At 59.2% G+C, this 25,958-nt stretch carries 23 protein-coding genes and 1 tRNA gene; 13 read left to right on the top strand and 11 right to left on the bottom strand.

Features of this window, described 5'->3' with window-relative positions; translation table 11 throughout:
- Window positions 1-64 precede the first annotated feature (64 nt).
- Window positions 65-697 carry a tyrosine-type recombinase/integrase gene (locus ACQQ2Q_RS04285; protein WP_428185782.1) on the top strand — a complete coding sequence of 211 codons (633 nt, stop codon included), beginning with the start codon at window positions 65-67 and terminating at the stop codon, window positions 695-697.
- Between the two features lie 273 nt (window positions 698-970).
- Here the strand turns inward: ACQQ2Q_RS04285 and ACQQ2Q_RS04280 are convergent.
- Window positions 971-1,044, bottom strand: a tRNA-Gln gene (locus tag ACQQ2Q_RS04280).
- Window positions 1,045-1,296: 252 nt separating this feature from the next.
- Here ACQQ2Q_RS04280 and ACQQ2Q_RS04275 point away from each other — a divergent pair.
- From ACQQ2Q_RS04275 to ACQQ2Q_RS04265, 3 genes are read left to right on the top strand one after another with little or no spacing between them, the layout of a single operon-like run.
- Window positions 1,297-2,832 carry a Ppx/GppA phosphatase family protein gene (locus ACQQ2Q_RS04275; protein ID WP_428185781.1) on the top strand — a complete coding sequence of 512 codons (1,536 nt, stop codon included), beginning with the start codon at window positions 1,297-1,299 and terminating at the stop codon, window positions 2,830-2,832.
- A 1-nt stretch (window position 2,833) separates the two neighbouring features.
- The gene (locus ACQQ2Q_RS04270; protein ID WP_428185780.1) at window positions 2,834-3,568 is read left to right on the top strand and encodes an RlmE family RNA methyltransferase; all 735 of its coding nucleotides are present in this window, start codon (window positions 2,834-2,836) and stop codon (window positions 3,566-3,568) included.
- Between the two features lie 29 nt (window positions 3,569-3,597).
- Window positions 3,598-3,981, top strand: coding sequence for a VOC family protein (locus ACQQ2Q_RS04265; protein WP_428185779.1), 384 nt, complete (start codon window positions 3,598-3,600; stop codon window positions 3,979-3,981).
- A gap of 21 nt (window positions 3,982-4,002) precedes the next feature.
- Here the strand turns inward: ACQQ2Q_RS04265 and ACQQ2Q_RS04260 are convergent, their stop codons facing one another.
- Window positions 4,003-5,409 carry an MFS transporter gene (locus ACQQ2Q_RS04260; protein WP_428185778.1) on the bottom strand — a complete coding sequence of 469 codons (1,407 nt, stop codon included), beginning with the start codon at window positions 5,407-5,409 and terminating at the stop codon, window positions 4,003-4,005.
- Window positions 5,410-5,663: 254 nt separating this feature from the next.
- Between ACQQ2Q_RS04260 and ACQQ2Q_RS04255 the strand changes: the two genes are divergently transcribed.
- Window positions 5,664-6,650, top strand: coding sequence for an MBL fold metallo-hydrolase (locus ACQQ2Q_RS04255; protein WP_428185777.1), 987 nt, complete (start codon window positions 5,664-5,666; stop codon window positions 6,648-6,650).
- 43 nt (window positions 6,651-6,693) lie between these two features.
- Here ACQQ2Q_RS04255 and ACQQ2Q_RS04250 read toward each other — a convergent pair whose 3' ends face one another.
- The gene (locus ACQQ2Q_RS04250) at window positions 6,694-6,999 is read right to left on the bottom strand and encodes a DUF1476 domain-containing protein (RefSeq protein ID WP_428185776.1); all 306 of its coding nucleotides are present in this window, start codon (window positions 6,997-6,999) and stop codon (window positions 6,694-6,696) included.
- Window positions 7,000-7,306: 307 nt separating this feature from the next.
- Here ACQQ2Q_RS04250 and guaB point away from each other — a divergent pair, with 307 nt between their 5' ends.
- The 5 genes from guaB (at window position 7,307) to ACQQ2Q_RS04225 (ending at window position 12,522) form a co-directional block, all read left to right on the top strand.
- Entirely contained in the window at window positions 7,307-8,794 is a 1,488-nt protein-coding gene (gene guaB / locus ACQQ2Q_RS04245) for an IMP dehydrogenase (RefSeq protein ID WP_428185775.1), read from the top strand.
- Between the two features lie 80 nt (window positions 8,795-8,874).
- Complete coding sequence (locus ACQQ2Q_RS04240) at window positions 8,875-9,291, top strand: MAPEG family protein (RefSeq protein WP_428185774.1); 417 nt, start codon at window positions 8,875-8,877, stop codon at window positions 9,289-9,291.
- A 177-nt stretch (window positions 9,292-9,468) separates the two neighbouring features.
- Window positions 9,469-10,347, top strand: coding sequence for a dienelactone hydrolase family protein (locus tag ACQQ2Q_RS04235; RefSeq protein ID WP_428185773.1), 879 nt, complete (start codon window positions 9,469-9,471; stop codon window positions 10,345-10,347).
- A 197-nt stretch (window positions 10,348-10,544) separates the two neighbouring features.
- Entirely contained in the window at window positions 10,545-11,666 is a 1,122-nt protein-coding gene (locus ACQQ2Q_RS04230; protein WP_428185772.1) for a DUF3734 domain-containing protein, read from the top strand.
- Window positions 11,667-11,739: 73 nt separating this feature from the next.
- Window positions 11,740-12,522, top strand: a complete 783-nt coding sequence (locus ACQQ2Q_RS04225) for a 3-hydroxybutyrate dehydrogenase (protein WP_428185771.1) — start codon at window positions 11,740-11,742, stop codon at window positions 12,520-12,522.
- Here ACQQ2Q_RS04225 and ACQQ2Q_RS04220 read toward each other — a convergent pair.
- Window positions 12,512-13,453: a LysR substrate-binding domain-containing protein gene (locus ACQQ2Q_RS04220; protein WP_428185770.1), complete on the bottom strand. Its 942-nt coding sequence runs from the start codon at window positions 13,451-13,453 to the stop codon at window positions 12,512-12,514. The genes ACQQ2Q_RS04225 and ACQQ2Q_RS04220 overlap by 11 nt on opposite strands.
- A 109-nt stretch (window positions 13,454-13,562) precedes the next feature.
- Between ACQQ2Q_RS04220 and katG the strand changes: the two genes are divergently transcribed.
- Both katG and ACQQ2Q_RS04210 read left to right on the top strand, forming a co-directional pair.
- A complete protein-coding gene (gene katG / locus ACQQ2Q_RS04215; protein WP_428185769.1) occupies window positions 13,563-15,767 on the top strand; it encodes a catalase/peroxidase HPI in 2,205 nt (734 codons plus the stop codon).
- 226 nt (window positions 15,768-15,993) lie between these two features.
- The gene (locus ACQQ2Q_RS04210; protein ID WP_428185768.1) at window positions 15,994-16,623 is read left to right on the top strand and encodes a TetR family transcriptional regulator; all 630 of its coding nucleotides are present in this window, start codon (window positions 15,994-15,996) and stop codon (window positions 16,621-16,623) included.
- Between the two features lie 17 nt (window positions 16,624-16,640).
- On the opposite strand, the gene ACQQ2Q_RS04205 is transcribed toward ACQQ2Q_RS04210, so the two are convergent.
- The gene (locus ACQQ2Q_RS04205; RefSeq protein ID WP_428185767.1) at window positions 16,641-17,597 is read right to left on the bottom strand and encodes a LysR substrate-binding domain-containing protein; all 957 of its coding nucleotides are present in this window, start codon (window positions 17,595-17,597) and stop codon (window positions 16,641-16,643) included.
- Between the two features lie 188 nt (window positions 17,598-17,785).
- On the opposite strand from ACQQ2Q_RS04205, the gene ACQQ2Q_RS04200 reads away from it, so the two are divergent.
- On the top strand, window positions 17,786-18,067 hold the full coding sequence (locus tag ACQQ2Q_RS04200; protein WP_428185766.1) for a DUF1127 domain-containing protein: 282 nt from the start codon (window positions 17,786-17,788) through the stop codon (window positions 18,065-18,067).
- A 101-nt stretch (window positions 18,068-18,168) separates the two neighbouring features.
- On the opposite strand, the gene ACQQ2Q_RS04195 is transcribed toward ACQQ2Q_RS04200, so the two are convergent.
- The 6 genes from ACQQ2Q_RS04195 to ACQQ2Q_RS04170 all read right to left on the bottom strand — a co-directional run bounded on the left by ACQQ2Q_RS04195 (window position 18,169) and on the right by ACQQ2Q_RS04170 (window position 25,841).
- Window positions 18,169-19,074 (bottom strand): DUF937 domain-containing protein, encoded by a 906-nt coding sequence (locus tag ACQQ2Q_RS04195; RefSeq protein WP_428185765.1) that lies wholly within the window; start codon window positions 19,072-19,074, stop codon window positions 18,169-18,171.
- 141 nt (window positions 19,075-19,215) lie between these two features.
- On the bottom strand, window positions 19,216-20,589 hold the full coding sequence (locus ACQQ2Q_RS04190) for a glutamate--cysteine ligase (RefSeq protein ID WP_428185764.1): 1,374 nt from the start codon (window positions 20,587-20,589) through the stop codon (window positions 19,216-19,218).
- 153 nt (window positions 20,590-20,742) lie between these two features.
- Window positions 20,743-21,480, bottom strand: coding sequence for a 16S rRNA (uracil(1498)-N(3))-methyltransferase (locus ACQQ2Q_RS04185; RefSeq protein WP_428185763.1), 738 nt, complete (start codon window positions 21,478-21,480; stop codon window positions 20,743-20,745).
- Between the two features lie 30 nt (window positions 21,481-21,510).
- Complete coding sequence (locus ACQQ2Q_RS04180; protein WP_428185762.1) at window positions 21,511-23,016, bottom strand: inorganic phosphate transporter; 1,506 nt, start codon at window positions 23,014-23,016, stop codon at window positions 21,511-21,513.
- Between the two features lie 152 nt (window positions 23,017-23,168).
- A complete protein-coding gene (locus ACQQ2Q_RS04175) occupies window positions 23,169-23,675 on the bottom strand; it encodes an NUDIX hydrolase (protein WP_428185761.1) in 507 nt (168 codons plus the stop codon).
- Window positions 23,676-23,810: 135 nt separating this feature from the next.
- On the bottom strand, window positions 23,811-25,841 hold the full coding sequence (locus ACQQ2Q_RS04170; protein ID WP_428185760.1) for a sensor histidine kinase: 2,031 nt from the start codon (window positions 25,839-25,841) through the stop codon (window positions 23,811-23,813).
- Window positions 25,842-25,958: the final 117 nt, after the last annotated feature.

The raw sequence follows: 25,958 nt of genomic DNA, 5'->3' as shown, positions 1-25,958 counted from the left end.
GCTCAGCCATAAATCGAGAGTGGCGCGTTCTCTCTGTGGCCAATGTGGCCATAGGAGAACTGAAATGGGGATCTCACAATATGATCCTGGCGCACTGGGCCGACCGGCCTGGAACGCGGGCAAACAAGTTGGCGTAAAGAAGCCCTTGAAGCAGCGCCAAATCTGGGCAGTCCGCTTTTTCCTCGACCGTGAAGGAAGGGAGCGAGATCGAGCGCTGTTCGATCTTGCCATCGACAGCAAGCTACGCGGTTGTGATCTGGTAAAGCTGAAAATCGGGACACTGGTCACGGGGCACGACGTTCGAACTCGTGCGATGGTCGTTCCGCAGAAGACTGGACGTCCCGTTCAGTTCGAAATTACGACAGCGGTCAGAGCTAGTCTGCTTGCCTGGCTTCAACAACGGGGCGGAACTGTCGATGACTATGCCCTTCCCAGTCGCGTCGACCAGGCTGACCATCTCAGCACTCGGCAATACGCCCGGCTGGTCGACGAGTGGGTGACGGCGATCGGGCTTCGTCGGGAGGATTACGGCACGCATTCCCTGCGGCGAACAAAGGCTGCCATGATCTACAAGGCCACCGGCAACCTTCGGGCGATCCAGATCCTGCTTGGCCACACCAAGATCGAGAACACAGTCAGATACCTCGGCGTCGACATTGAGGACGCACTGGAACTGGCCGAGCGGACTGAAATCTGACAGGCGTCTCACGTTCAGACTAAGGGCCGCTTCTGAGGGGCCAGATGTGATATGTCCGCTTCTGTTCCTCGCGCGGCAGAAGCGGACAGTCTGCACACGGCCCCCTTGCGGCCATCGATCGCGGGTCCCAGCCAGTTTTCTCAGGCTTCTGCGAACAGGACAGGTCTCATAGATAACAGCGGCCGAGATCGTCCACGTTGTTGAGAAGACGCCACTTTTCCGTGCGGGAGATGGTCGCAGATTTGGATTGGAAAATCGGTCAAAGATGAAATTTGGCTGGGGAACCTGGATTCGAACCAAGATTAACGGAGTCAGAGTCCGTCGTTCTACCGTTGAACTATTCCCCAGCAGGGGATCGCGGAAGCCGCGATCTGTCGGTGAGCGGGCTTATAAACAAAAAAAGATGCAGTTGCAAATAGCTGAAATCAAAAAAATGCGGTCTTTTTATCGAGCCCTCGATCGCGGCATGGGCGGCTGGGCGCCACGCGGAAAAACAGGTTGGCGAAAATCGCCTGCGCTGGTATGGTTTGCCCAACGAAAGCAATGGATCGCCAGCAGCATGCCTCAATGGCCTTGCGCGGCGAATAAGGACTTGAAAAGTGACAGACCCCGATCGCGGCCCGGTGCCGCAAGTCGAGGGGGCGTCGGCGGAAAAGCGTGCAAAGGGCCAGTCCCGACGCCGCAAGAAGGCCAAGCGGAAGGGGGCAATGCCGCCCGCCGCTCAGCCGCATTCCGTGGAGAATCGGGCTCAAGCGCCCGACTCGTCCGGACGTTCCGAAGCCGGTGACCACCGTGCAAGCCGCAAGCGAAAGCGGCGTCGCAAGGGCGGTGCGGCCAAACTCAACCCATCATCGACGGAAGGCCAGGCTCAGTCTGCCGCGACAGCGCCAGCCCATGGTGACACGTCGAAACCGGAACAGAGCCCGGGCAAGAAGCGTCGCCGCAGTCGTAACCGCAAGAACCGCCATGTCCGGCCGCTGGCACCGGCAGGCGTCTCGCAGACCTCTGCAAGGTCGGGCGATGTCGCTGTCAAGGAGACACCGCAAGCACCAGACAGGGCGGAGCCGCCGGCCAGACGTCCATCCAGCCAGACTGCCGCACCGTTCCAAAGCGACCAGGATCTCTATGCCGCACTTGACCTCGGCACCAATAATTGCCGCCTGTTGATTGCAGCGCCCACCCGGCCGGGACAGTTCCGTGTTGTCGATGCCTTTTCGCGTATCGTGCGCCTGGGTGAGGGGCTTGGCACATCGAGCAGGCTATCCGACGAGGCCATGGACCGTTCGGTCGAGGCGCTCAAGATCTGTGCCGGCAAACTGGCAGGCCGCCCGATCCGCCGCATGCGCTTGATCGCAACAGAGGCCTGCCGCGCGGCAGAAAACGGCGAGCTGTTCCTCACCCGCGTGACCGAAGAAACCGGGCTGGAGCTTGAAATCATCAATCGCGAAACCGAGGCGCGTCTGGCCGTGTCCGGTTGTTCTTCGCTGGTTGGTCGTGAAGCGCGCTCTGTCGTGCTCTTCGATATCGGCGGCGGCTCGTCCGAGATCGCTGTTATTCGGATCGGCGACAATCGCTCCAGCCGGCTTGCCAATCACATTACCCACTGGACCTCGTTGCCGGTCGGTGTGGTCACGCTGTCGGAACGCCATGGCGGGCGAGACGTGACGCCCACGGTCTTCGAGGCCATGGTCTCGGAAGTGGCCGGCATGCTGGGCAAGTTCGAATCCCCGTCACCGCAAGACGATCCCCATCATGCGTCCGGTTTTCATTTGATCGGCACTTCCGGCACGGTGACGACACTTGCAGGCGTCCATCTCGATCTGCCGCGCTACGATCGCCGCCGGGTGGACGGGCTGTGGCTGTCGGATGACGAAGTCTCGGCCATGCAGGCAAAGCTTCTGTCCTGGGATTATGCCGGCCGTGCCGCCAATCCGTGCATCGGGCCGGATCGCGCCGATCTGGTGCTGGCCGGCTCTGCCATTCTGGAAGCCATCCGCAGGCGCTGGCCGTCGACCCGCATGCGGGTGGCCGACCGTGGCTTGCGTGAGGGTCTGCTGACCGACATGATGGCCGATGATGGAGTGTGGCGGCGCAATCGCCACCGCGTCAGACAATTCCGCGAGCGGGAGCATTGAGATGACCAAACCACCAGTGGCCAACAGCCGCACAGGCCGCAAGCTTGGCCAGCGGGTCAAGAAGGGCAAGCTCAAGGCCTCGTCCAGACGCTGGATCGAACGCCACATCAACGATCCCTATGTGCAGCGCGCCAAGCTCGAGGGCTACCGCGCCCGTGCCGCCTTCAAGCTGCTCGAAATTGACGAGAAGCACCAGATTTTGAAAGGCGCCAAGCGCATCATCGATCTGGGGGCCGCACCCGGCAGCTGGTCGCAGATCGCAGCCAAGGTCACCGATTCCACCGATGAGGATATTCGTGTTGCCGCCATCGACTTTCTGGAAATGGCACCGCTTCCCGGCGTCACCATCCTGCAGCTCGACTTTCTCGATGACGATGCGCCCAACCAGTTGAAGACGGCCATCGGCGGCGCACCCAACCTGGTGCTGTCGGATATGGCGGCCCCCACCACGGGCCACCACAAGACCGACCATTTGCGCACCATGCATCTGTGCGAGGTCGCCGCCTATTTCGCCATCGATGTTCTGGCGGTGGGTGGCCACTTCCTCGCCAAGACCTTCCAGGGCGGGACCGAGAAGGATCTGCTGGATCTGTTGAAGAAGAATTTCAAGCAGGTCATTCACGTGAAGCCCGGTGCCTCGCGGGCGGAATCGGTGGAGATGTTCCTGCTCGCCAAGGGCTTCAAGGGGCGTCATCCCCATGCTGTCGAAGGTGAAGCCAGTGAAGAGGGAGCCTGAGGGGCAAGAGCAGGGGGCGACGACACGGCATGCTGTTATACATCACCCTTGGCACCAATGATCTGGAGCGGGCACGGCGCTTCTATGATCCGCTATTGGCAACGCTTGGCTACAGCTTCATCCGTGGCGACGATACCGAGATCGGTTATGCCGGTGAAGGCGATACCCGCTGTCGGCTTTGGGTGACGAAACCCTTCGACGGCAAAGCGGCCACTTTCGGAAACGGTACTTCTATTGCGCTAGATGCGCCTGACCGCGCGGCTGTCGATGCCTTCTATGCAGCGGGCCTTGCCCATGGCGGAACGGATGAGGGGGCACCGGGTCTGAGACCGTTTCACGCGCATTTCTACGCCTGTTATCTCCGCGATCCCGATGGCAACAAGCTGTCGGCGGTGTGCGAACGGTCGGTTTGAGCTTGCCGTCACCGGGCTGTTTCATTTGACGGCGGTGTTGTCCTCAAGGGGATCGCGCAGATGACCGGAGACGGCCGAGCCTGCATTGCGGGCCAGCCCCAGCACCGGAATTGCAGCCAGCAGCGAAAGCCCCGCCACCACGGCAAAGGCCATATGGAAATCTCCCAGCTGAAGTTCGCCGCCGCGCAGATGCGTGCTGGTTTCCAGAATGGCTGCCGCCAGCGCCACGCCGAGCGCCAGACTGACCTGCTGCAAGACCGATGATGTCGATGTTGCCTGGCTTGCATCGTCGTCGCGCACATCGGCATAGCCAAGCGCATTGATGCCGGTAAAGAAGAACGAGCGGCAAAAGCCGGCGACCAGAAGGAAGGTCATGATCACGGCATAGGATGTGCCCGGCATGAAGAAGGCATTGGCCGCCGTGGTTGCAGCGCCCATGACGGCGGCCATCAGCAGAGTGGTTCGAAAACCGGCAGCCGCAAAGACGCGTTTGGCCATGAACTTGGTGGTGATTGCGCCGATCGCGCCGATAAAGGTGGTCATGCCCGACTGGAAGGGCGTGAGGCCAAACCCGATCTGCAGCATCAGCGGCATCAGGAACGGAATGGCGCCGCCGGCGGTGCGGAAGATCGCGCCTGCCACCACGGCTGTGCGGAAGGTGGCATTGGAAAACAGGCTGAGCGCCAGAAGCGGCGCAGGGTGGCGCCGCGCATGCGCAACGTAAAGAAAGGCCGCCAGGATACCGATCAGGGTCGCGCCTATACCGATGGCGGGCGGCAGCGCTGGCAGGCTGACGACAGACAGGCCAAAGACGATGCCGGATGCCGCGACACTGACATAGAAGAAGCCCAGGAGATCGATCGGCGGCGTTGCCCTTGACGGTACGTCCGGCAGGTAGAGCGATGCAAGCCAGATGCCGGCAAAGCCGATGGGCACATTGATCAGGAAAATCCAGTGCCAGCTGAAATAGGTGGTGATGAAACCGCCGATCGGCGGACCGGTCAGCGGCCCGACAAGGGCCGGGATGGTCAATAGCGCCATGGCCGACACCAGCTCGGAGCGCTGCGTCGTGCGCAAGAGAACCAGTCGCCCGACCGGTGTCATCATCGCCCCGCCCATGCCCTGCAGGAAGCGCGACAGGACGAAGGACAACAGCGAGCCAGACACCGCGCACAACACGGACCCGATGATGAACACCATGATGGCCAGACGGAAAATGCGTTTGGCGCCATACCTGTCCGCCATCCATCCGCTGACGGGAATGAAGATCGCCAGCGCCACCATATAGGCCGTCAGCGCCAGTTTCAGCGTGATCGGCCCCACCTGAAGATCGGCGGCAATGGCCGGCAAGGCTGTGGCGATCACGGTCGAGTCCATCTGCTCCATGAAAAGTGCGACGGCAAGAATGAGTGGAACAATGCGGTTCATGGATGAAGGCAAAACCATTTGCGGGCGGATCGTTGCGACCTTCTAGACCCAAGCTGTCCTTCTGCCAATGCGGGTTCTCTCATTTGAGGCGTTGCTGAATATGTGTCCCGCGCCGGTCGCATCTATGCCGTTGATCAAAACGTGATCGGGCAACCATCACGTCTGTGTGAGACGCGGCAAAAGCGGTCTTGCGGTTGGAACGGCTTTGAAGCTCTGATCGTTACCCATGGATTGAATCAAGAACGGAGGACGCGATGTTTACATTGAACCGCAGAACGATGCTCGGTGGAGCGGGGCTTGCAGCACTGTCTGCGCCCATGCTGATGACTCGGGCAGCCTTTGCGCAGGGGGCCACGAGTTCCGCCTCTATCGACCACGCCATGCCGCCCGAAACCCATAGGTTCAAGGTCGGCACTTTCGATATCGTGGTGGTCAAGGATGGGGCAAAAGCGTTTGAAGATCCGGGCAAGACCTTCGGCACCGACCAGCCTGAGGAAAAGGTCGCCGAGTTGCTGGAAGCCAATTTCCTGCCCACGGACGAGTTCGTCAACAGCTTCTCGCCCGTGCTTGTCAATACCGGCTCGGAGGTCGTTCTGTTTGACACAGGTCTCGGTGAAGGTGCCCGCGCAGGCGGGATGGGCCGTCTGACCGAAGGGTTGATGGCCGCAGGCTATGCGCCGGAGGATGTCTCCATCGTCGTCATTACCCACATGCATGGCGACCATATCGGAGGCCTGATGGAGAAGGGCGCGCCCGCTTTCCCCAATGCGCGCTACGTGACCGGCCAGAAGGAATATGATTTCTGGGTCGATCCGGCCCGCGAGGGAACCGCTGCCGAAGGTGGTCACAAGTCGGTGCTGGAAAAGGTAAAGCCGCTCGCTGAGAAGATGACCTTCATCAAGGGCGGAGACGATGTCGTCACCGGCATATCCGGCATGGATGCCTTTGGCCACACGCCGGGTCACATGATCTATCGGCTGGAATCGGATGGACGTCAGCTGTTGCTGACGGCAGACACGGCCAACCATTTCGTGCTGTCTTTACAGCGTCCCGATTGGGAAGTGCGCTTCGATATGGACAAGGCAGCCGCTGCCGAAAGCCGCAAGAACGTGTTCGATATGGCCGCCAATGACCGGATGGCCTTCCTGGGCTACCACATGCCGTTCCCGGCTGCGGGCTATGTCGAACCGCTCGACACCGGTTACCGCTTTGTGCCGAAGAGCTATCAGTTCGAAATCTGATCGCGAAGGGAGCCCGGTCGTCAGCGGCCGGGCTCGACACCTGTCAGGCGAGGAGTTCTTCTGTCGCCTTGTGAAGGAGTTCGTCCAGCCGGGTTGTGATTTCCTGATCATCGACCAGCACGCCGGCGGCGGCCAGATCGCGCTGCAGCTTTTCCAGCAGCCGGCGTGGTTCATTGACCTGATATGTCGCGAGATCGCGGGCATAGGTGTCGGCATCATTGAGCCCGATGACATTGGCAGCCCAGCGGCCCATCATCGCATTGCGACGCGCATGCGCCTTGAACATGAGTTCCTGTTGATGTGCAAATTGGTTTTCGAGCGCTTTGGCGCGCTTTCTCAGTGCAGTCATAACCAGTCCCCGTTTCTTGTTGTCGTTATCGGTCCCCTTTGATCGACCGTACGCAAAGCCTAGCCGAGACCCATTCAGGCTCCGTCTATTCGATCCCTAAAATTTTAGCGATAAGGCACGGATCTCAGGCCTTTTTTGGTATCTGGGGATGGTGGCGCCCAGCAAGCGGTGGAAAGCGTTTTGCTATTCCCTTCCTGTCATAGACGTGTTACCAGCCCTCGCCAACTTCCAAGCAAAATGCAGGAAAGTGAACCGGACGATCAGTCGCGGAGCGGACCCTGCATTTCCCAAGACGAGGAATTTTGGCATGGCACGCATAGTAGAGACTGCAACAGGCGCAGAAGCGCTGACCTTCGACGATGTTCTCCTTCAACCGGGACATTCGGAAGTCATGCCGGGCCAGACCGACATCTCCACCCGCGTTGCAAAAGACATCGACCTTTCCCTGCCGATCATCTCGTCTGCGATGGACACGGTTACTGAAAGCCGGCTTGCGATTGCCATGGCGCAATCGGGCGGCATGGGCGTTATCCACCGTAACCTGACACCAGCCGAACAGGCCGAGGAAGTTCGCCAGGTCAAGAAGTTCGAAAGCGGCATGGTGGTCAATCCCGTCACCATCGGTCCGAATGCGACGCTGGCTGAAGCGCTGTCGCTGATGAAGGCGCATGGCATTTCCGGTATTCCTGTCGTCGAAGGTGACAGCCGTCCCGGCAAGCTCGTCGGCATTCTCACCAACCGCGATGTGCGCTTTGCTTCCAATCCGGATCAGAAGATCTATGAACTGATGACCAAGGAGAACCTGATCACGGTCAACGAAAGCGTTGATCAGCAGGAGGCCAAGCGTCTGCTCCATACCCATCGCATCGAAAAGCTGGTGGTGATCGACAGTGAACGCCGTTGCATCGGCCTGATCACCGTCAAGGACATTGAAAAGAGCCAGCTCAACCCCAACGCCGCCAAGGATGCCCAGGGCCGCCTTCGCGTTGCTGCCGCCATTTCCACGGGCGACGACGGCCGCGAACGCGCCGAGCGCCTGATCGATGCCGGTGTGGACGTGATCGTTGTCGATACCGCCCACGGTCATTCGCAAAAGGTTCTGGATGCCGTTCTGGCAACCAAGCGCATGTCGAACGCCGTGCGCATCATCGCCGGCAATGTGGCAACGGCAGAAGGCACAAGAGCTTTGATCGATGCCGGTGCAGATTGCATCAAGGTCGGCATCGGCCCCGGCTCGATCTGCACCACACGCGTGGTTGCAGGCGTTGGCGTTCCGCAGCTGGCAGCCGTCATGGCTGCTGCGGAAGAAGGTGCAAAGCACGGTATCCCGGTGATCGCCGATGGCGGTATCAAATTCTCCGGCGACATGGCCAAGGCGATCGCTGCCGGCGCATCCGCCGTCATGGTCGGTTCGCTTCTGGCCGGCACCGATGAAAGCCCGGGCGAAGTCTATCTCTATCAGGGCCGTTCGTTCAAAGCCTATCGCGGCATGGGCTCCGTCGGTGCCATGGCACGCGGCTCCGCTGACCGCTACTTCCAGGCCGAAGTGCGCGATACGTTGAAGCTGGTGCCGGAAGGCATTGAAGGTCAGGTCCCCTACAAGGGACCTGTATCGGCTGTTCTGCATCAGCTCGCCGGCGGTCTGAAGGCTGCCATGGGCTATGTCGGCGGCAAGGACATCAAGGACTTCCAGGAGAAGGCCACCTTCGTTCGCATTTCCGGTGCTGGCCTGCGCGAAAGCCATCCGCATGGCGTGACCATCACCCGCGAAAGCCCCAACTATCCGGGCGCATGATCCTCTGATATTGACAAGGCCCGTCTGCACGCGTTGCAGGCGGGCCTTTTTGCGTCTTCAGTTTGAGTTGGGTATTTTCAATGACCGGATTTGAGATTTTCTGGCCGATCCTGGCCCAGGTGTTTCTCGTCTACACGCTCTACGGACTGCTGCGCCTGCGCCGGGTCAAGCTGCGCGGTGATGGCAAGCTTACCGAGGAGGCCATCCGTTCAGGCGTTGGCGAACCGCCCGAAAGCCAGAATGTGAAGCGGTGTATCGCCAATCAATTCGAAGCGCCGGTTCTGTTTTATCTGTGTTGTGTGCTGCTTTATATCACCGAGGCGGATTCCTTGCCCGCCGTTATGCTTGCCTGGGTTTTCGTGGCGACCCGCTATGCGCATGCCTTCGTCATGGTCACCAGCAACCGGCAGTCGCTGCGCTATCCGGCCTTTCTGGTCGGTTTTGCAACCATGGGCCTGATGTGGATCTGGCTTGGTGTCTGGATGGTCAATTCGTAAGCCGGTCGCATCCCGGTCATGGAGCCTTGGTCTGCGGGGGCGGTTTGATAGCCACGCAAGACTGCTGGCCCGCGGCATGAAAGACGGTAACGGGAAATTGTAGGATCGGGCTGCGCAACTGTCATAATGTAGGGTCAGAATGGTTCAGGGTCGTTCGGACACCACAGGGAGGATATCATGGACAAGCCGAAGGTCACTCAGGCGATGATTGCCGCCTATGACGAATATACGCATCTGACGCTGGATAGGCGCGGGTTCATGGAAAAGCTGACCATGCTGGCAGGGTCAGGTGCGGCAGCTGCCGCCGTTGCCCCATTGCTGGCCGCCAGCAAGGCCAAGGCGGCCATGGTCTCCGAGGGCGATGACCGGCTGACGGCTGACAATATCACCTGGCCCGGTGGCGATGGTGTCGAGATGAAGGGCTATCTGGTGATGCCGAAGGATCGGATAGCACCGATGCCCGGCGTCATGGTCATTCACGAAAACCGTGGGCTCAACCCGCATATTCGCGATGTGGCCCGTCGTCTGGCGCTGGAGGGGTTCGTGGCGCTGGCTCCGGACTTCCTATCGCCCAATGGCGGCACGCCCGAGAGCGAAGATCAGGCCCGCGAAATGTTCTCCACGCTCGACATGGGCGTGACCGTCGACAATGCCACCGCCACCCGCGCCTTTCTGGCGAAGGACGATGCGGTCAACGGCAAGGTCGGTGCCATCGGTTTTTGCTGGGGCGGCGGCATGGTCAACCGGCTGGCGGTTGCCGACCCTGATCTGGGTGCCGGCGTTGCCTATTACGGCGCACAGCCCCCGGCAGCGGATGTGGCCAAGATCGAGGCGCCATTATTGCTGCACTATGCCGGCCTCGACGACCGCATCAATGCCGGTATCGACGCTTACAAGGCAGCGTTGGATAGCAATCAGAAAACCTATGAGATCTTTGTCTATGACGGTGTCAACCACGCGTTCAACAATGACACCTCGTCGGCCCGCTATGACAAGGCGGCAAGCGATCTGGCATGGTCGCGCACGGTTGAGTTCCTGAAGTCCAATCTCGATTAGGCAGGGTCTGGCCGGCACAGTGCCGGCTGCAGATGGTCTTTCGGATCCGATTGAAAGGGTGGCGAGATTGTTTCGCCACCTTTTTTGTTTTTGCCCAAACGCCGGTGGACGAAATTTAATCTGAAGATCGCGCGATTAAACTAGAGAAGTGACGGATCGGGACCCATATATGTTGCAGTGCCGCATGGAGTTGTCCGATGTCAGAACGTCCAGAACAGAATGTCTTCGTCCTGCAAGGTGGTGGTGCACTGGGCGCTTATCAGGCCGGTGCCTTCGAAGCTCTCCATCAACAGGGTGTCGAACCCTCCTGGCTGGCGGGCATCTCGATCGGGGCGATCAATTCCGCAATCATAGCCGGTAGCCCCTACGAAAAACGGGTCGAGAACCTCAGGTCTTTCTGGGACATGGTGTCGTCCGGCATCAGCTCGACCTTTGCCCCACACGATCCGGCAATGCGCCGTCAGTTCAATTCTCAGTCCGCATTGATGTCAGCGGTCACCGGTGTGCCCGGTTTCTTTTCACCTAGGCTCTATACACCGTATCAGCTGGCGCTGAACCCTGACAGCCTGATCAGCTTTTACGATACCGAGCCTTTGCTGCAAACGCTGGAAAATCTCGTCGACTTCGATCTGCTGAACGATGGAAATACACGTGTCAGCTTAGGTGCTGTGAATGTGACATCGGGCAATTTTGCCTATTTCGACACGATGCGCACCCAGATCACGGCACGCCATATTGCTGCCTCCGGTGCCTTGCCACCCGGCTTTCCGCCCATCGAGATCGACGGCCATCATTATTGGGATGGCGGCCTCGTCTCCAACACGCCGCTTCAATATGTGCTGGCAGCGACCGGCATCGAAACGGATCTCTGCATTTTCCAGGTTGATCTGTTCAGTGCGCGTGGTGCCATGCCGAAGGATCAGCTCGAGGTCGAGAGCCGCACCAAGGAAATTCGTTATTCCTCGCGGACGCGCATGAATACCAACGAGTTTGCCAAGAAACAGCTGGCCCGGCGCGCCGCCAATCGCCTCCTCGACAAGCTTCCGGCTGAATTCGAGGACGATGACGATGTGCGTCTGCTGCGTTCTCTCGGTATCGACTACGACGTGACGATTGTCCATCTCATCCACCGCCGTGCGGCGGCGTCATTTCACGCCAGCGACGCCGAGTTTTCCCGCGCCTCCATCACCGATCACTGGAAGGCCGGCTATGACAATGTGATGACCACGCTCAAGCATCCTCGCTGGAAGGGAAGAGGCCGTCCCAAAGACGGCATCCAGATTTTCGATCTTGCCGGACATGACGAAGACCGGCACTAACTGCCGGACGCAAGACGCTGCCAGCGCTCGATGCGCCGACCGTCCTGCCATCCGGCGCCAAAGGAGCATGACGATGAAACTGCAAGGAAAAGTCTGCCTCATCACCGGGGCCGCAAGCGGCATCGGAGCCGCTATCGCCAAGCGTTACGTGGAGGAGGGTGCCAAGGTCGTGATCGCCGACCTCAAGGCCGATGCCGCGAACGCCAAGGCCAGGGAACTGACCGATATGGGCCCGGGCGAGGCCATGGGCGTGGTGATGGATGTCACCGATGAAGACGCCGTCAATGCCGGTATCGCCAAGACGGTCGAGGCCTGGGGCTCAATCGACGTTCTCGTGTCCAATGCCGGAATTCAGATCGTCTATCCAATCGAGGATTTCCCCTTTTCCGACTGGAAGAAGATGCTCGCCATTCATCTCGATGGTGCCTTTCTGACCACAAAGGCGTGCATGCCGCATATGAAGAAGCAGGGCGGTGGCGCCGTCATCTATATGGGCTCGGTTCACTCCCACGAGGCTTCGTCACTGAAATCGGCCTATGTCACGGCCAAGCATGGCCTGTTGGGGCTTGCCCGCGTGGTCGCCAAGGAAGGCGGCAAATACGGCGTGCGTTCCAATGTCATCTGCCCTGGCTTTGTGCGCACTCCGCTCGTTGAAAAGCAGATCCCCGAACAGGCCAAGGAACTCGGCATTTCCGAGGACGAAGTCGTCAAGAAGGTGATGCTGGGCGAAACGGTCGATGGTGAATTCACCACCGTCGAGGATGTCGCCGAGGTCGCGCTGATGTTTGCCGATTTCAAGACCAACGCCCTGACCGGTCAGTCACTGCCTGTCAGCCACGGCTGGTTCATGCAGTAACGGCAGGCATGGCATCTACCTGAGTGCGGGCAGACGCGCAAAGCGTCGCAGCGCTGCGGATGATCGCCTTTGCCAGTGCATCCATATCCTGGCGTCGCGTATTGGAGCGACGCCAGATCAATCCAATCTCACGGGTCGGTTCCGGATCTGCAAAGGGCACAATGCGGATCGCATTACGCGGGGTTTCCGTTTTCAACGCAATTTCCGGGATCAGCGTCATGCCCATGTCGTGCGAGACCATCTGCAACAGCGTAGTCATCGACGTTGCCCCGAAATTGACAAGGCTGCGTTTGCTGGCTGTCTGGCAGACCGCAAGCGCCTGATCTCGCAGGCAATGGCCCTCTTCAAGCAATAGCAGCCGGTTCGGATCGACCTGCGCTTCGGTAAGCGGCGACATCAGCACATCCTCTTCATTGCTGGCGACGGCCATGAAAAAGCGGTCTGTGAACAAAGGCCTTGCTTGCAGCGTATCGCCCTCCAGCGGCAGGGCGGCGACCACCGCATCAAGCCGGCCCTCCAGAAGATCTTCGCGCAGTCTGTCGGTGACCGTTTCCTTCAATTCGATCTCGATGCCGGGATAATGCGCCTTCAGATGTGGAACCAGTTGCGGCACCAGATAGGGGGCGACGGTCGGGATGACGCCGAGACGGATCAAGCCCTCCAGAATGCCGCTCTGCTGGCGCGCGGCTTCCTCGAGCCTGTCAATTCCTCCCAGCACCGTTCGCACATGCTGCAACACTTCAAGCCCCTTGGCCGTCAGCAAGGTATTGTTGCGCGTGCGCTCCACGAGCACAACGCCCAGATGCCGCTCCATTTCCTGAATTTGCGCCGACAGGGCCGGTTGGCTGACATGGGCAAGCGCTGCCGCCTTGCCGAAGTGCAGGGTGGTCGCCAGGGCATCGAAATAGCGCATTTGACGAATGGTAAGCATGATAGGAATATCTTATCGATATTCCCATTAAATACAATTGGAGATTATGGATGCGCTGGAGGATAGTGCTGACCAAGCCTCATGAAGGCGGCAGCGACTGGAGGAAAAAATGGACGCGAAGCTCAAAGAAATTAACGACAGTGTAGCCACCTGTCCCGTAGCGCATGTCAGTAATGGCGGTCGCTCCAACCGCGACTGGTGGCCCAACCAGCTTAATCTCAAGGTTCTGCACCAGCATTCGGCGCTGTCCGATCCGATGGGTGAGGACTTCAATTACGCCGAAGAGTTCAAGAAACTCGACCTGCAGGCGCTGAAGCAGGATCTCTACGCGTTGATGACCGACAGCCAGGAATGGTGGCCCGCCGATTTCGGCCACTATGGACCGCTGTTCATCCGCATGGCCTGGCACAGTGCCGGCACCTATCGCACCGGCGATGGACGTGGAGGCGCCGGAGGCGGCCAACAGCGTTTTGCCCCACTCAACAGCTGGCCGGACAACGCCAATCTCGATAAGGCCCGCCGGCTGCTATGGCCGATCAAGCAGAAATACGGCAACCAGATCTCCTGGGCCGATCTGATGATCCTCACCGGCAATTGCGCGCTGGAATCGATGGGCTTCAAGACCTTCGGCTTTGCCGGCGGACGTCCCGATACCTGGGAGCCGGAAGAAGATGTTTACTGGGGCAAGGAAGACACCTGGCTCGGCGACAAGCGCTATTCCGGCGAGCGCGATCTGGAAAACCCGCTGGCCGCCGTGCAGATGGGCCTCATCTACGTGAACCCGGAAGGCCCGAACGGCAATCCCGATCCGCTGGCCGCAGCACGTGATATCCGCGATACATTTGCCCGTATGGCCATGAATGACGAAGAGACCGTCGCGCTGATCGCCGGCGGCCACACCTTCGGCAAAACCCATGGCGCGGGCGATGCGGCTCTGGTTGGCATTGAACCGGAAGGTGCCGATGTCGGCGAGATGGGTCTTGGCTGGCGCAGCAGCTATGGTACCGGGAAAGGTGGCGATGCCATCACCAGTGGTCTCGAAGTCATCTGGACCACGACGCCGACCAAATGGAGCAACAACTTCTTCGAAAATCTGTTCGGCTTTGACTGGGAACTGACCAAGAGCCCGGCCGGGGCCCATCAGTGGACACCCAAGCAGGGGGGCGGGGCGGGAACTGTTCCGGATGCGCACAACCCCACCAAGAGCCACGCGCCGGCCATGTTGACCACCGACCTCGCACTGCGCTTCGATCCCGACTACGAAAAGGTATCGCGCCGCTTCTTCGAGAACCCGGATCTGTTTGCCGATGCATTTGCGCGCGCCTGGTTCAAGCTCACCCACCGCGATATGGGGCCAAAAGCCCGTTATCTCGGCCCGGAAGTGCCGGCTGAAGACCTGATCTGGCAGGATCCGATCCCGGCCGTCGATCACCCGCTGATCGATGCCACGGATGTCGCCGATCTCAAGGCGAAGATACTGGCGACCGGTTTGACCGTGTCGGAACTCGTTTCCACCGCCTGGGCATCTGCCTCGACATTCCGCGGCTCCGACAAGCGCGGTGGTGCAAATGGTGCGCGTATTCGTCTGGCACCGCAAAAGGACTGGGAAGCAAACCAGCCGGAACAACTCGCCAGGGTGCTGGCCAAGCTGGAAGAGATCCAGACTGCCTTCAACAGCGCACAGACGGGCGGAAAGAAGGTCTCTCTGGCCGATCTCATCGTTTTGGGTGGCGGTGCTGCGATCGAACAGGCAGCGCGAGACGGCGGCCACAACCTGTCGGTGCCGTTTACGCCGGGCAGGGCCGATGCAAGTCAGGAGCAGACGGATATCGAGGCTTTCGATGTTCTTGAGCCAGTCGCAGACGGTTTCCGCAACTATCAGCCTGAAAAATACACGATCCCGTCCGAGGCACTGCTGGTCGACAAGGCACAGCTTCTGACGCTCACAGCACCGGAGATGACAGCCCTTCTGGGCGGTCTGCGAGTGCTGGGCAATACGGTGGGCGGCGATACACGCGGCGTTCTGACGAGCCGTCCAGGTGTTCTCAGCAATGACTTCTTCGTCAACCTTCTGGATATGTCCGTCGAGTGGAGGCCATTGTCTTCGGACCAGACCGAGTTCGAAGCCCGCGACCGCAAGACGGGTGAGGTGAAGTGGAAGGGAACGCGCGCCGATCTCGTCTTCGGGTCCAACTCTCAACTGCGCGCCATCGCCGAAGTCTATGGTCAGGCAGACGCGCAGTCGCGCTTTGCCAAGGACTTTGTTGCCGCCTGGGCCAAGGTTATGAACGCCGATCGTTTCGATCTGGCCTGATCCGCCTCAGGCCGGGAATGGGTGGCAGCGCGAACCTTAAGGTCACGCGCTGCCACTTGTTGATCGCAGCTTGGATCTCGATCCGGCAAGCCGGGGCAAACGCCCCGGTTTTTTGCGATTCGGAATAGGAAAAAATAGAACGAATTTTTTCAGAGATCGTGAAAGATCAGGGGCTTATGGTCCGCGCCATGAAATCGGACAGGTTCGTTGTGGCCTGGGGAGAGTGATGGCTGAACAGGGCAAGGAGGCAAATCGTCTCCGTCAACGCAAGACACCGAGGCAGGAGCGCAGCATCCAGCGACTGGAGGCTATCCTCGATGCTGTGCGCCGTCTGATCGTCGCCAACGGGATTGGCAACCTCAAGATGACGGAGATTGCCGCCGAGGCCGGCATCCCGATCGGCTCGCTTTATCAGTTCTTTCCTGAAAAAGCCGCGGTCATCAGGGCACTGCACGACGATCTGACCACGCGCGTTGAAAGAGGAACGGAACAGACATTCGCCGAAATTCGCTCGATCGATGCGGCGGAAAACCTGATCACACAGAGCGTCGACAGGTTCTATGAGAGCTTCCGTGAAAACGCGATCTATCTGAGTGTCTGGCGCGCTGCCGTGTCGGATCGGGATCTCGAGCCGCTGAACCGCCTGCATTTCGAACGCATGGCGGCGATCCTCAGCAGGGTCCTCCTGCCATTGCTGCCCCCCGGTTTTAAAGGGGATTTCGAGATGCGCCTGACACAGATGGTCCACCTGTCCGGCAGCGTGGTGCGCTTCGCCCTGTCGGCCGATGAGGCAACAGCGCGTCGCGCACTTCAAGAGTGGAAACGCACGGTAAAGCTCACCTTGTTCACGCTTTAAAAGGGCCAGACCGGGCCTTACCAGCCCGGCTGCATCTGACTTGGTCTCTGCCGAGCCTGCTGGCGCGGATAGGTTCTGACATCCGCATCCAGTTCGTCATCCACCACATCTGCCGGCGTAATATTGTCGAGACAGGCGGTAATGTGATCGGTAATCGCATTGGCCAGCGATGGCAGGAGACCTGGCCGCTTCATCAGACCGATCTGGACCGGTGGCAGCGGTGGAAAACCATCGCTGGATGTCAGCACTTTCATGCCGGAGCGCAGTGCCGATTCTGGCAGAACAGAGACGGCCAGCCCGGCCAGAACAGCCGCCGCCACCACGGTCGACGACCAGCTGGTGAAGAGGATCTGGTAATCGCGCCCGTCGGCATCGAGCGACGAGCAGGCGAGCTGGCGCCAGTTGCAGTCACGCCGTCCCACGGCCAGCGGAACCGGCGCATCATCCTTTAAAGGATGGTTGGCGGAGGCGACCCAGCAAAGCGGCTCGGTGCGCACCACATCGGATGTGCGTGCCTGCGGATTGTGGGTCACAAGGGCGATATCCAGCTCGCCGCGCGCCATCTTCTCGGCCAGATCCACCGAAGGCTCGCAGGCGATATAGAGTTCCACATTGGGATTGGTCTTGGCAAAGCGTCCGATGATTTCGGGCATGTAGCGGTCGGCATAATCGTCGGGTGTGCCGATCCTGAGCGTGCCTTCCAGTCGATTGTCGTCAAAGGCGGCAATCGCTTCGGAGTTCAGCCGGATAATGCGTCGGGCGTAGTTCAGGAGCTTTTCACCTTCGGATGTCAGCCGGTTGCCGCGTCCGTCCTTCTGAAACAGCTGCTTGCCGATCCGCTCCTCAAGCCGGCGCATCTGCATCGACACCGCCGATTGGGTCTTGAACACCCGGCCAGCGGCCTTGGTGAAGCTACCGGTATCTACAATGGCAACGAAGGTATGAAGCTGGTCGATATCGAGCGGATTGGCCATGGCGAATATCCATCAGATTGTTTGATAATTACTATTAAAAACATTCGTTGGACTGATCAATGACTTTTTGAGACCTTCAGCGTGCAAACAGCACAACGCAGAACCCCTGCACCCGCCGCCGGTTCGAGGCACCTTTCCCATGTCGGGCAAGGGGTGAAGCCTTGCGCCTGAGGACAAGGAATTAAGCCATGACCATGAATGTAAGAGCAATCGATTATGATCTGCCAAAGCAGGTCCGCCCGTCGCTTTTCGCAAGCATCGGCGCGCTGGTATCCACGTTCCGGCGTCTGATCGAAAACCGCAGCGCGGTGATGCAACTGTCGGAACTTGATGATGCTCATCTCGCCGACATCGGCCTGACACGGCAGGACCTGAACCGGGTCATCAACACGGCCGGTCTCTTGGACGACCCTTCGCGCATGCTCGCCAATGCGGCATGCACAAGCGGGCGCCATATCCGTCGCAGCTGAACAGATTTCTTTCCATCCCCGCAGGGTGATGTTTAACGCCCTGCCGCTTGCCCGATGAAACCGTCTTTCATCGGGCATTTTTTATGCGCGGAGAGAAATCGTCAGTCCTTGGAAGGCTTCGCCTTGCCAGCTTTTGAAGGTGAGGACCCGGCCTTGCCTTCCCCGACCTTCATATAGGTGTCGAGGATCTGCTCCATGTTTTTCTGGTAGCTTTTCTGCACTTCCAGGCCGCTATCGAACATCGAGTTCATCATCTCCGAGAACGGATTGGCAGCACCACTGTCCTGCGGCTCGGCGTCCTCTGGCGCTGCGTCCGGTGTCGAGGGCTCGGCAGGCTTTGCGCCATTGGCTGGCATCATGTCCTGGAAAGCTTTCATGAACGGATTGTCCATGAACGGGTTTGCACCTGCCTGTGGCTTGGCGCTGCCAGCCATCATGTCCTGAAACGCCTTGGTAAAGGGATTGTCGAAGAAATTGGCGGGCTCCGGAGCCTTTGCCTTGGGCGAAAAGCCGGTGCTTTCCAGCCATTGCTGCATCATCTGGCCCATTGGCGAATTGGTGAAGGCGTCGGAGCCGTTTTGCATCTGGCCTGTGGCCTGCTTGAACAGGCCGCCCATGATCGCATCGGCCATTGCCGGCATCATCTGTTTCAGCACGTCCTGGCCAATTCCCGTCATCTGCGCGGCCTGAGCGGCAATGGCGCGAGAGACCTCCTTTGATCCGAACAGGGTTTCCAGCACATTGTTGCCATCGGCCATACCCTGCGGCGTGAAGGCCTTGTTCATGTCCTCGAAATATTTGGCATAATTGCCGGAGGTCATGGATGACAGCAGGGCGGAGAAATCCATCGGGTTGGAAGCATTGCGCTTGAAGCCGGAAGAAAAGGCCGGCATCAGCGCTGCCATGGCCTTGGTTGTCTGTTCCTGCGCAAGGTTGAATTGCTTGGCCATGGCTTCCATGGCGGTGCCGTTCTGCGCACGCATCATCATTTCGAATAGTGGCAGCATCGGCTTTCCTTCCCGGTCAGTGCAAGTCGTGTAACGACCACTATATCCGGAAAAAGCGTAACGCAAACCGCTTTCTAGCGAGAATGGACAACGCCGGGTGGTAATCCCCGATTCATCGGGGAAACGGCGGTTTCGATATGCCTAATATTGATATTCGGCAAAAACAGGCTCGACCGACTGGTTCCAGCGACCGTTATAGAGCATCAGCAGATCGTCGGCGAGAGTGGCCTTCTTGGCAATGATCTCGTCCAGCGAGGCCAGGAAAACGCTTTCATCCTCGCCTTCGCTGTTGAGCCGTGCCCGTGCCTTCAGACCGGCCCGTGAAATGCCGATGACTTCACGGGCAAGATCGAACAGACCACGACCGGCGATCTCTGCGTGAAGACCCTTGGCCGGCACGGCATTGCGAAGCGCAATCACGTCGGCATGGGTCCAGTCCTTTGTGAGCGCATCGGCTGCATCGAGAGCGGTCTGGTTATAAAGCAGCCCCACCCAGAAGGCAGACAGCGCACAGATGCGCCGCCAGGGGCCGCCATCGGCGCCGCGCATTTCCAGGAAGCGCTTCAGGCGGACATCCGGAAACAGGGTGGAGAGATGGTTGGTCCAGTCACCCATTGTGGGTTCCCAAGCGGCAAGCTCGCCCTTCAGCGCGCCGTTCATGAACTGGCGGAAGGTCACATGGGTACAGTCGTGATATTTGCCGTCGCGCACGACGAAATACATCGGAATGTCGAGTGCCCATTCCACATAATCGGCAAAGCCGAAATCGTCATTCAGCGTAAAGGGCGGAATGCCGGCGCGGGCATTGTCGGTATCGCGCCAGATCTCGCCACGCCAGGACACCAGCCCGTTGGGCTTGCCTTCCGTAAACGGCGAGGAGGCAAACAGCGCGGTCGCCAGCGCCTGCAGCTTCATCGAAACGCGCATCTTGCGGCGCATATCGGCTTCAGAGGAAAAGTCGAGATTCACCTGGATCGTGCAGGTGCGATACATCATGTCCAGCCCCATGCTACCGACCTTCGGCATGAAGCGGGTCATGATCTCGTAGCGCGACTTCGGCATGCGCGGCGTTTCATCGAACGTCCACTTGGGGCTGCCGCCGATGCCGAGGAAGCGGATGCCCATGGGCTCTGCCACTTCCCGCAGCATGGCCAGATGCTGGTTGGATTCCTTGCAGGTCTCGTGCAGCGTTTCCACCGGCGCGCCGGAAAGCTCGAACTGTCCACCCGGCTCGATCGAGATCGCGCCCTGTCCATGGGTTTCGGCAAGCCCGATGATATTGGCGCCGTCCATGATCGGATCCCAGCCGAGACGCTGGCCCATGCCGCTCAAAAGCGCGGAAATGCTGTCGTTACCGTAATAGGGGACCGGCGAGTTGTCGGCTGTGAAAAACGCGAATTTCTCATGCTCGGTGCCGATGCGGAACTGAGCTTCAGGCTTGCAGCCCTCGGCCAGATATTCGCTCAGGTCCTGGACGGAGCCAATCGGCGTATCGTCGGTGGTGTCACGAGCCATGAGGTAAACCTTGTATTGAATGCCGTCGGATTGTCGCCAGGATTGGCAGGCTGATTGGACCGGATTTACGTGGTGCGCAAGTCAATTTGTTTCAAGCGCAGATCAATGTTGCGAATACGAGCGCAGTTTCAACGGGCTGTTACGGAGAAAAATCTAGCGCCAGTCGCCAATTGCCGCCTGCACGACGGCAAGGGCTGCCACGGCTGCGGTATCTGCGCGCAGGATGCGCGGACCGAGCGGAATGGGTGTTACATAGTCGAGATCGCGCAATATCTGCCGCTCCTCATCCGAAAAACCACCCTCCGGGCCAACCAGGAGCGCAATGGACTGAGCCTGGATGGTGGAAAGGGCTGGAAGCGGGTTTTGGGTGCTGCTGTCCTCGTCGCAGAAGATCAGCTGCCGATCGGCGGGCCAGCCATCGAGAACGTCTCTGAGCTTGCGCACCGGCTCCACCGTCGGAATGGAGAGAATGCCGCATTGCTCGGCTGCCTCTATGGCGTTGGCCTGAAGGCGCTCGATACTGTTGATCTTGCCCTGCACATGTTGCGTCATGACCGGCTGCAGCACACCGGCACCCATTTCAACGGCCTTTTGTACCAGATAGTCGAGCCGCCCGACCTTGAGCGGCGCAAACAGGAAATGCAATGCGCTGTCTTCCGGCTGCGGTCGCGTCTGCGTCTCGGCAACCAGGGTGATCTTCTTGCGCGAGGGAAATGTCAGGCGCGCCGACCATTCGCCGTCGCGACCGTTAAACAGCAGGATCTCTGCCCCTTCGGTCATCCGCAACACATTGGCGAGATAATTATATTGCTCGCCGCTGGCCTCGATCCCAGCGCCGCTGGCAAGCGTGCCGGAGACGTAAAGCCTCTGCATTTTGTAATTCGCACGCATATCGTCGAACCCCGTCTTTGCAGGTCTGTCTTAGGGGATGAGCAGCACCATCGCGCCATAAAGCAGCGCGGCCAGTGCAGCAGCAGCCGGAACGGTAATGATCCATGCGGCCACGATGGTCATGAAATGCGAGCGCCGCACCAGATAGCGGCGACGCATCTCGTCCGGATTGGCAGGCCGTGTATCTTCCCGTTCCCAGCGGCCGGCCTTCATGCGCATATATTCAAGGCGACGCTTGGAGTTGCGGGTATACCATTCGCGGTAGAAGCCAACACCGAACACGGCACCCACGGCGATATGCGTGGAGCTCACGGGCAGGCCGAGGCCGGAAGCCACGATCACGGTCAGTGCTGCAGACAGCGCCACGCAAAAGGCGCGCATGGGGTTGAGCTTGGTGATCTGCTCGCCGACCAGCTTGATCAGCCGAGGGCCGAACAGCCACAGACCGAGCGAGATGCCGGCAGCACCGATGACCATCACCCAGAGCGGAATTTCCACATTGGCGGCAATCTCGTCGGCCTGGGCCGCATGCACGATGGCCGATAGCGGGCCGATGGCATTGGCTACGTCGTTCGCGCCGTGGGCGAACGATAGCAATGCGGCCGAAATGATCAGCGGCATCTGGAACAGCTTGCGCAGCGACTGGTTGCGGTTTTCAAGACCGGCGGATTGCCGTTTGATCAGCGGTACGGACAGGAGCCAGATCACGAAGCCTGCGCCCACACCGATGGTTGCAGCCGTGGGGAGCGAAATATGCGTCACATGGCTCAGCCCCTTCAGCGCCAGATAGGCGATAAAGGCACCGGCCATGATGCCGATCAGGATCGGCACCCAGAAGCGGGCGGCATCGATCTTGTCTTCGCGGTAGATAATGAAGGTCTTGATGAAGGCAAGGAACAGGGCTGCGATAATACCGCCCATCAAGGGCGATATCACCCAGCTGGCGGCAATCCCGACCATCGCGCCCCAGTTGACCGCACTAAAGCCGCTCGCGGCAATGCCGGCCCCGACCACGCCACCAACCACTGCATGGGTGGTCGAAACGGGGGCACCAAGCCAGGTGGCCAGATTGACCCACAGGGCAGATGACAAAAGGGCGGCCATCATGGCAGTGGCAAAGATGTTGGCCGATGGCATTTGTGCAGGGTCGATGATGCCCTTGGAGATTGTGGATACCACATCGCCGCCGGCAATCAGCGCGCCGGCTGTCTCGAACACGGCGGCCAGAATGAGCGCGGTTACCATGGTCATGGCGCGCGATCCGACCGCAGGGCCGACATTGTTGGTCACATCGTTTGCGCCGATATTCATCGCCATATAGGCGCCGATACCCGCAGCCGCGATCACCATGGCAGCACCCGGCTGGCCTGCCACATAGGCACCGGCAAAAACGGTGGCGAGAACCAGGAAGATGAAACCGAAGCCGAGAGGCGCAATTCCGCGCGAGACATTCTGAGCCGCTTCCTCGACATAGGCGATCTTGTCCAGATCCTTGTCGAGGGTCGGCTTGTAGAGTTTGGGCGTTTGCTTGGCCATGGTATCACTCTTCTTGCGCCGTGGTCAGGCTTTTCACCCTTGGGGCTTAAACGGGCAGCGAATGGACATTCGGCGGCTTCAGCCGCCCTTTCCGGGCACGCGTATGTATGGGAAATGCGCCGACGTCAAATCGAATCCCGGTCTTTCGGCAATTATTGCGCCGCAGCCGACCGTGGTGCGTCCGCGCCATTGGCCATCAACTGACCGAAACGATGGATGAGATCCTTGAGTTCGGGCTCCTGAACGCGCGAGGCCGCAAGTTCGCAATTGACCCATTCGAGACGGCGGGAGCGCTTCTCGGGGAAGTCCTTGATCATGTCCTTCACTTCCAGCAGATGCACCTGAACCTTGCAGTTCACCTTCAGCCCGTTGTCCAGACCCTTCGGATAATGGAAATAGCCAAAGGGATTGCGGTCAACCTTGCCCTTGACGCCCGCTTCCTCATAGGCTTCGCGCTCGGCAACGGCGTGGGATTTCTTGCCCATCATCGGCCAGCCCTTGGGGATCACCCAGCGTCCGGTGTCACGGCTGGTAACCAGCAGAACCTCGATAGCGCGGGTCTTCTTCTTGCGCCGATAGCACAGCGCAGCATATTGCTGGCGCGGTGGTCTGCGCAGCATGAGTTGAACTTCACTGGCGATGCGGCTGACAATGGTCACGTCTCGGACAAACCTCCTGCATGCTCAAATTGGGGATATACGCGCGATTCGTGACAGTATCGTCCCGTTGGCTTGCGCGGGCAATGACACGAAGGATCGGTATACACTGCTATGTGGCCATATACCCTTATAAGGTCAACCATGGCGCACCAGAAGCGGCGCGTCGTCGGCCATTTGCGCGCCGACAAAGGGATCACGATCGCTTGATCCCTCTTCGTTCGGTTCGCCTAGCGTAAAGTAGAAGATGGAACCTTGTCCCACCTCGGACTCCACCCAGATCCGTCCATTGTGGCGCTGGATGATCTTCTTGACGAAGGTAAGCCCTGCACCTGCACCCTCCACGCCTTCTTTGACATTCAGGCGTTTGAAGATGAGGAACACATCCTCGTAATGTTCCTCCGCAATGCCGATACCGTTATCCTTGACGTAGAACACGCGCTCGCTATCGCGTATGAAGTGGCCGATCTCGATCCATTTGCTGTCCTGGTCGTTATAACGGATGGCGTTGACGATCAGGTTGCGAAAGACTTCAAGGATCCGCGGCCGATCGCAGACAACGTAAGGTAAAGGGTTTGGCACCGAGATGATGGCATTTTCCTGCTTCAGGGTTACATCCAGCAGGGCCTCGATATCGGCGATGACCGAATAGAGATCGGTTTTCTGGGACGACAGCTTGTTGCTTCCAAGCCGTGAGAAATGCAGCAGGTCGTCAATCAGGCGCTCCAGTCGTTGTGACAGGAAGGTCATGCGTTTCAACCTGCGCTCGCCATCCGGCTCCAGTCTGCCTTCATATTCAGCCTGCAGCACCTGGGCATGATTGCTGAGACTGCTGAGCGGTTCCTGCAGGTCATGCGAGGCGATATAGGCAAATTCGTCCAGTTCCTTGTTGCTCGCCTTGAGCGCCGCCATGTGCTTCTGGATATTTCGCTCCGTTTGCTCCCGTTCGGAGATATCACGGATCGTGCCGACAAAGGATTTTCGGTTCCTGTCTCTGATTTCCGACACGCCAAGGTCGATGGGAAACACGGAGCCGTCCTTGCGCCGTGCAGAGACACTGCGCCCGGTGCCGATGATGTGTCGCTCATTGGTGGCCATGAACCGGCGCAGATAGGAGTCATGCGCGGAATGATAGGGCTCCGGCATCAGCATATTGACGTTCTTGCCGATCACGTCCTCTGCCGCATAACCCAGCATTTTTGCCGCCGCACTATTGAATTTTTCGATCATGCCGTGACTGTCGATCGTGATCATCCCGTCCAGAGCCGCCTCGAAGATGGCATTCAAGTGCCGGTCGCTTTCCTCCCGTGCGAGGCGATCATGCTGGCTGATATAGACGACGATCGCGGTAAACCAGATCGCCCCTATGCTGAGCAGTCTGTTCATCAAGACCGTCCAGGCTGGCGCGATTGCCGGGGGCGAGGCTGCATAGCCGGCGACGATCAATCCGGTGGCGACGGCTGCGAGGACGAAAGTCATCCGGGGTGCGCGAGCCCAAAGGCTCATGACGACAAGCGGGACATAGGCAATGCCGGTAGCAACGCCGAGCGGCGTTGCCAGGTCAAACCAGAACACGAACATGGAATAGATTGCTGCTATCCACCATCGTGGAATGCGAGCAAGGCGTGCCCGCTCTGTTCCCATCGTGTGGGTAAACAGACCAACGGTTATGAACAGGAAGCCAAGTGCCGTCTGCGGCGAAATCTGGGTGGACGTGCCCCAGGTGTAGGCAATCGGCAGGCCGGAAAAATAGCCGCCAAGAGAACTGATGGACACGAACAGCACAAGCAATTGCGGCACAATGGCCAGCGTCTGCCATTTATAGTGATCCAGAAGCGTCAGGAGAAAAAGAGTCAAGGATGTCAGCAGAAAGCAGGCGATGCTGTTTAGAGACATGCGACCGGGAAATGCCGCGTCGGGATGCCAATTGTCGTCGACAAAGGCCTGATCGACCCCCAGATCCATGTCCAGCATGTATTCCAGCAGCGTCAAAAAAGCGATTGCAGCCATGATCGCTGCCGCGGTGCGCGCCAGGTTTACCCTCTTGAGGTTGATCGCAATAACGGCAATTCCGCCGAGTGTGAGCCCCAGTGCGGTGTTGAACTTACAGGCATAGAGTAGCGGGATATTGGCCTCGATCCATCGAACCTGGATGAGCCATATCGTCATGACAAGAATGCCTGTCGCACATGCAATAGAGGCTGAATACAGCGACAAGATTGAAAAGATCAGGCTGTCGCGTCTCCCCGTACGTTCCTCCGACGGCTCGGACGGTTCGATGTGGTC

Origin of the sequence: Agrobacterium sp. ES01, from assembly GCF_050320885.1 — a bacterium.
Classification (GTDB): Bacteria; Pseudomonadota; Alphaproteobacteria; order Rhizobiales; family Rhizobiaceae; genus Allorhizobium.
The sequence above is the reverse complement of the archived record's forward strand: the minus strand, read 5'-3'. Positions and strand labels throughout refer to the sequence as shown.

Coding starts and splice junctions, on each gene's coding strand:
- ACQQ2Q_RS04255 (WP_428185777.1), top strand. CDS start 5,664: ATGTTTACATTGAACCGCAGAACGATGCTCGGTGGAGCGGGGCTTGCA.
- ACQQ2Q_RS04250 (WP_428185776.1), bottom strand. CDS start 6,999: ATGACTGCACTGAGAAAGCGCGCCAAAGCGCTCGAAAACCAATTTGCA.
- ACQQ2Q_RS04200 (WP_428185766.1), top strand. CDS start 17,786: ATGACCATGAATGTAAGAGCAATCGATTATGATCTGCCAAAGCAGGTC.
- ACQQ2Q_RS04210 (WP_428185768.1), top strand. CDS start 15,994: ATGGCTGAACAGGGCAAGGAGGCAAATCGTCTCCGTCAACGCAAGACA.
- ACQQ2Q_RS04235 (WP_428185773.1), top strand. CDS start 9,469: ATGGACAAGCCGAAGGTCACTCAGGCGATGATTGCCGCCTATGACGAA.
- ACQQ2Q_RS04185 (WP_428185763.1), bottom strand. CDS start 21,480: ATGCGTGCGAATTACAAAATGCAGAGGCTTTACGTCTCCGGCACGCTT.
- ACQQ2Q_RS04205 (WP_428185767.1), bottom strand. CDS start 17,597: ATGGCCAATCCGCTCGATATCGACCAGCTTCATACCTTCGTTGCCATT.
- ACQQ2Q_RS04260 (WP_428185778.1), bottom strand. CDS start 5,409: ATGAACCGCATTGTTCCACTCATTCTTGCCGTCGCACTTTTCATGGAG.
- ACQQ2Q_RS04180 (WP_428185762.1), bottom strand. CDS start 23,016: ATGGCCAAGCAAACGCCCAAACTCTACAAGCCGACCCTCGACAAGGAT.
- ACQQ2Q_RS04270 (WP_428185780.1), top strand. CDS start 2,834: ATGACCAAACCACCAGTGGCCAACAGCCGCACAGGCCGCAAGCTTGGC.
- ACQQ2Q_RS04195 (WP_428185765.1), bottom strand. CDS start 19,074: ATGCTGCCACTATTCGAAATGATGATGCGTGCGCAGAACGGCACCGCC.
- ACQQ2Q_RS04170 (WP_428185760.1), bottom strand. CDS start 25,841: ATGACGATATGGCTCATCCAGGTTCGATGGATCGAGGCCAATATCCCG.
- ACQQ2Q_RS04240 (WP_428185774.1), top strand. CDS start 8,875: ATGACCGGATTTGAGATTTTCTGGCCGATCCTGGCCCAGGTGTTTCTC.
- ACQQ2Q_RS04220 (WP_428185770.1), bottom strand. CDS start 13,453: ATGCTTACCATTCGTCAAATGCGCTATTTCGATGCCCTGGCGACCACC.
- ACQQ2Q_RS04225 (WP_428185771.1), top strand. CDS start 11,740: ATGAAACTGCAAGGAAAAGTCTGCCTCATCACCGGGGCCGCAAGCGGC.
- guaB (WP_428185775.1), top strand. CDS start 7,307: ATGGCACGCATAGTAGAGACTGCAACAGGCGCAGAAGCGCTGACCTTC.
- ACQQ2Q_RS04230 (WP_428185772.1), top strand. CDS start 10,545: ATGTCAGAACGTCCAGAACAGAATGTCTTCGTCCTGCAAGGTGGTGGT.
- ACQQ2Q_RS04190 (WP_428185764.1), bottom strand. CDS start 20,589: ATGGCTCGTGACACCACCGACGATACGCCGATTGGCTCCGTCCAGGAC.
- katG (WP_428185769.1), top strand. CDS start 13,563: ATGGACGCGAAGCTCAAAGAAATTAACGACAGTGTAGCCACCTGTCCC.
- ACQQ2Q_RS04265 (WP_428185779.1), top strand. CDS start 3,598: ATGCTGTTATACATCACCCTTGGCACCAATGATCTGGAGCGGGCACGG.
- ACQQ2Q_RS04285 (WP_428185782.1), top strand. CDS start 65: ATGGGGATCTCACAATATGATCCTGGCGCACTGGGCCGACCGGCCTGG.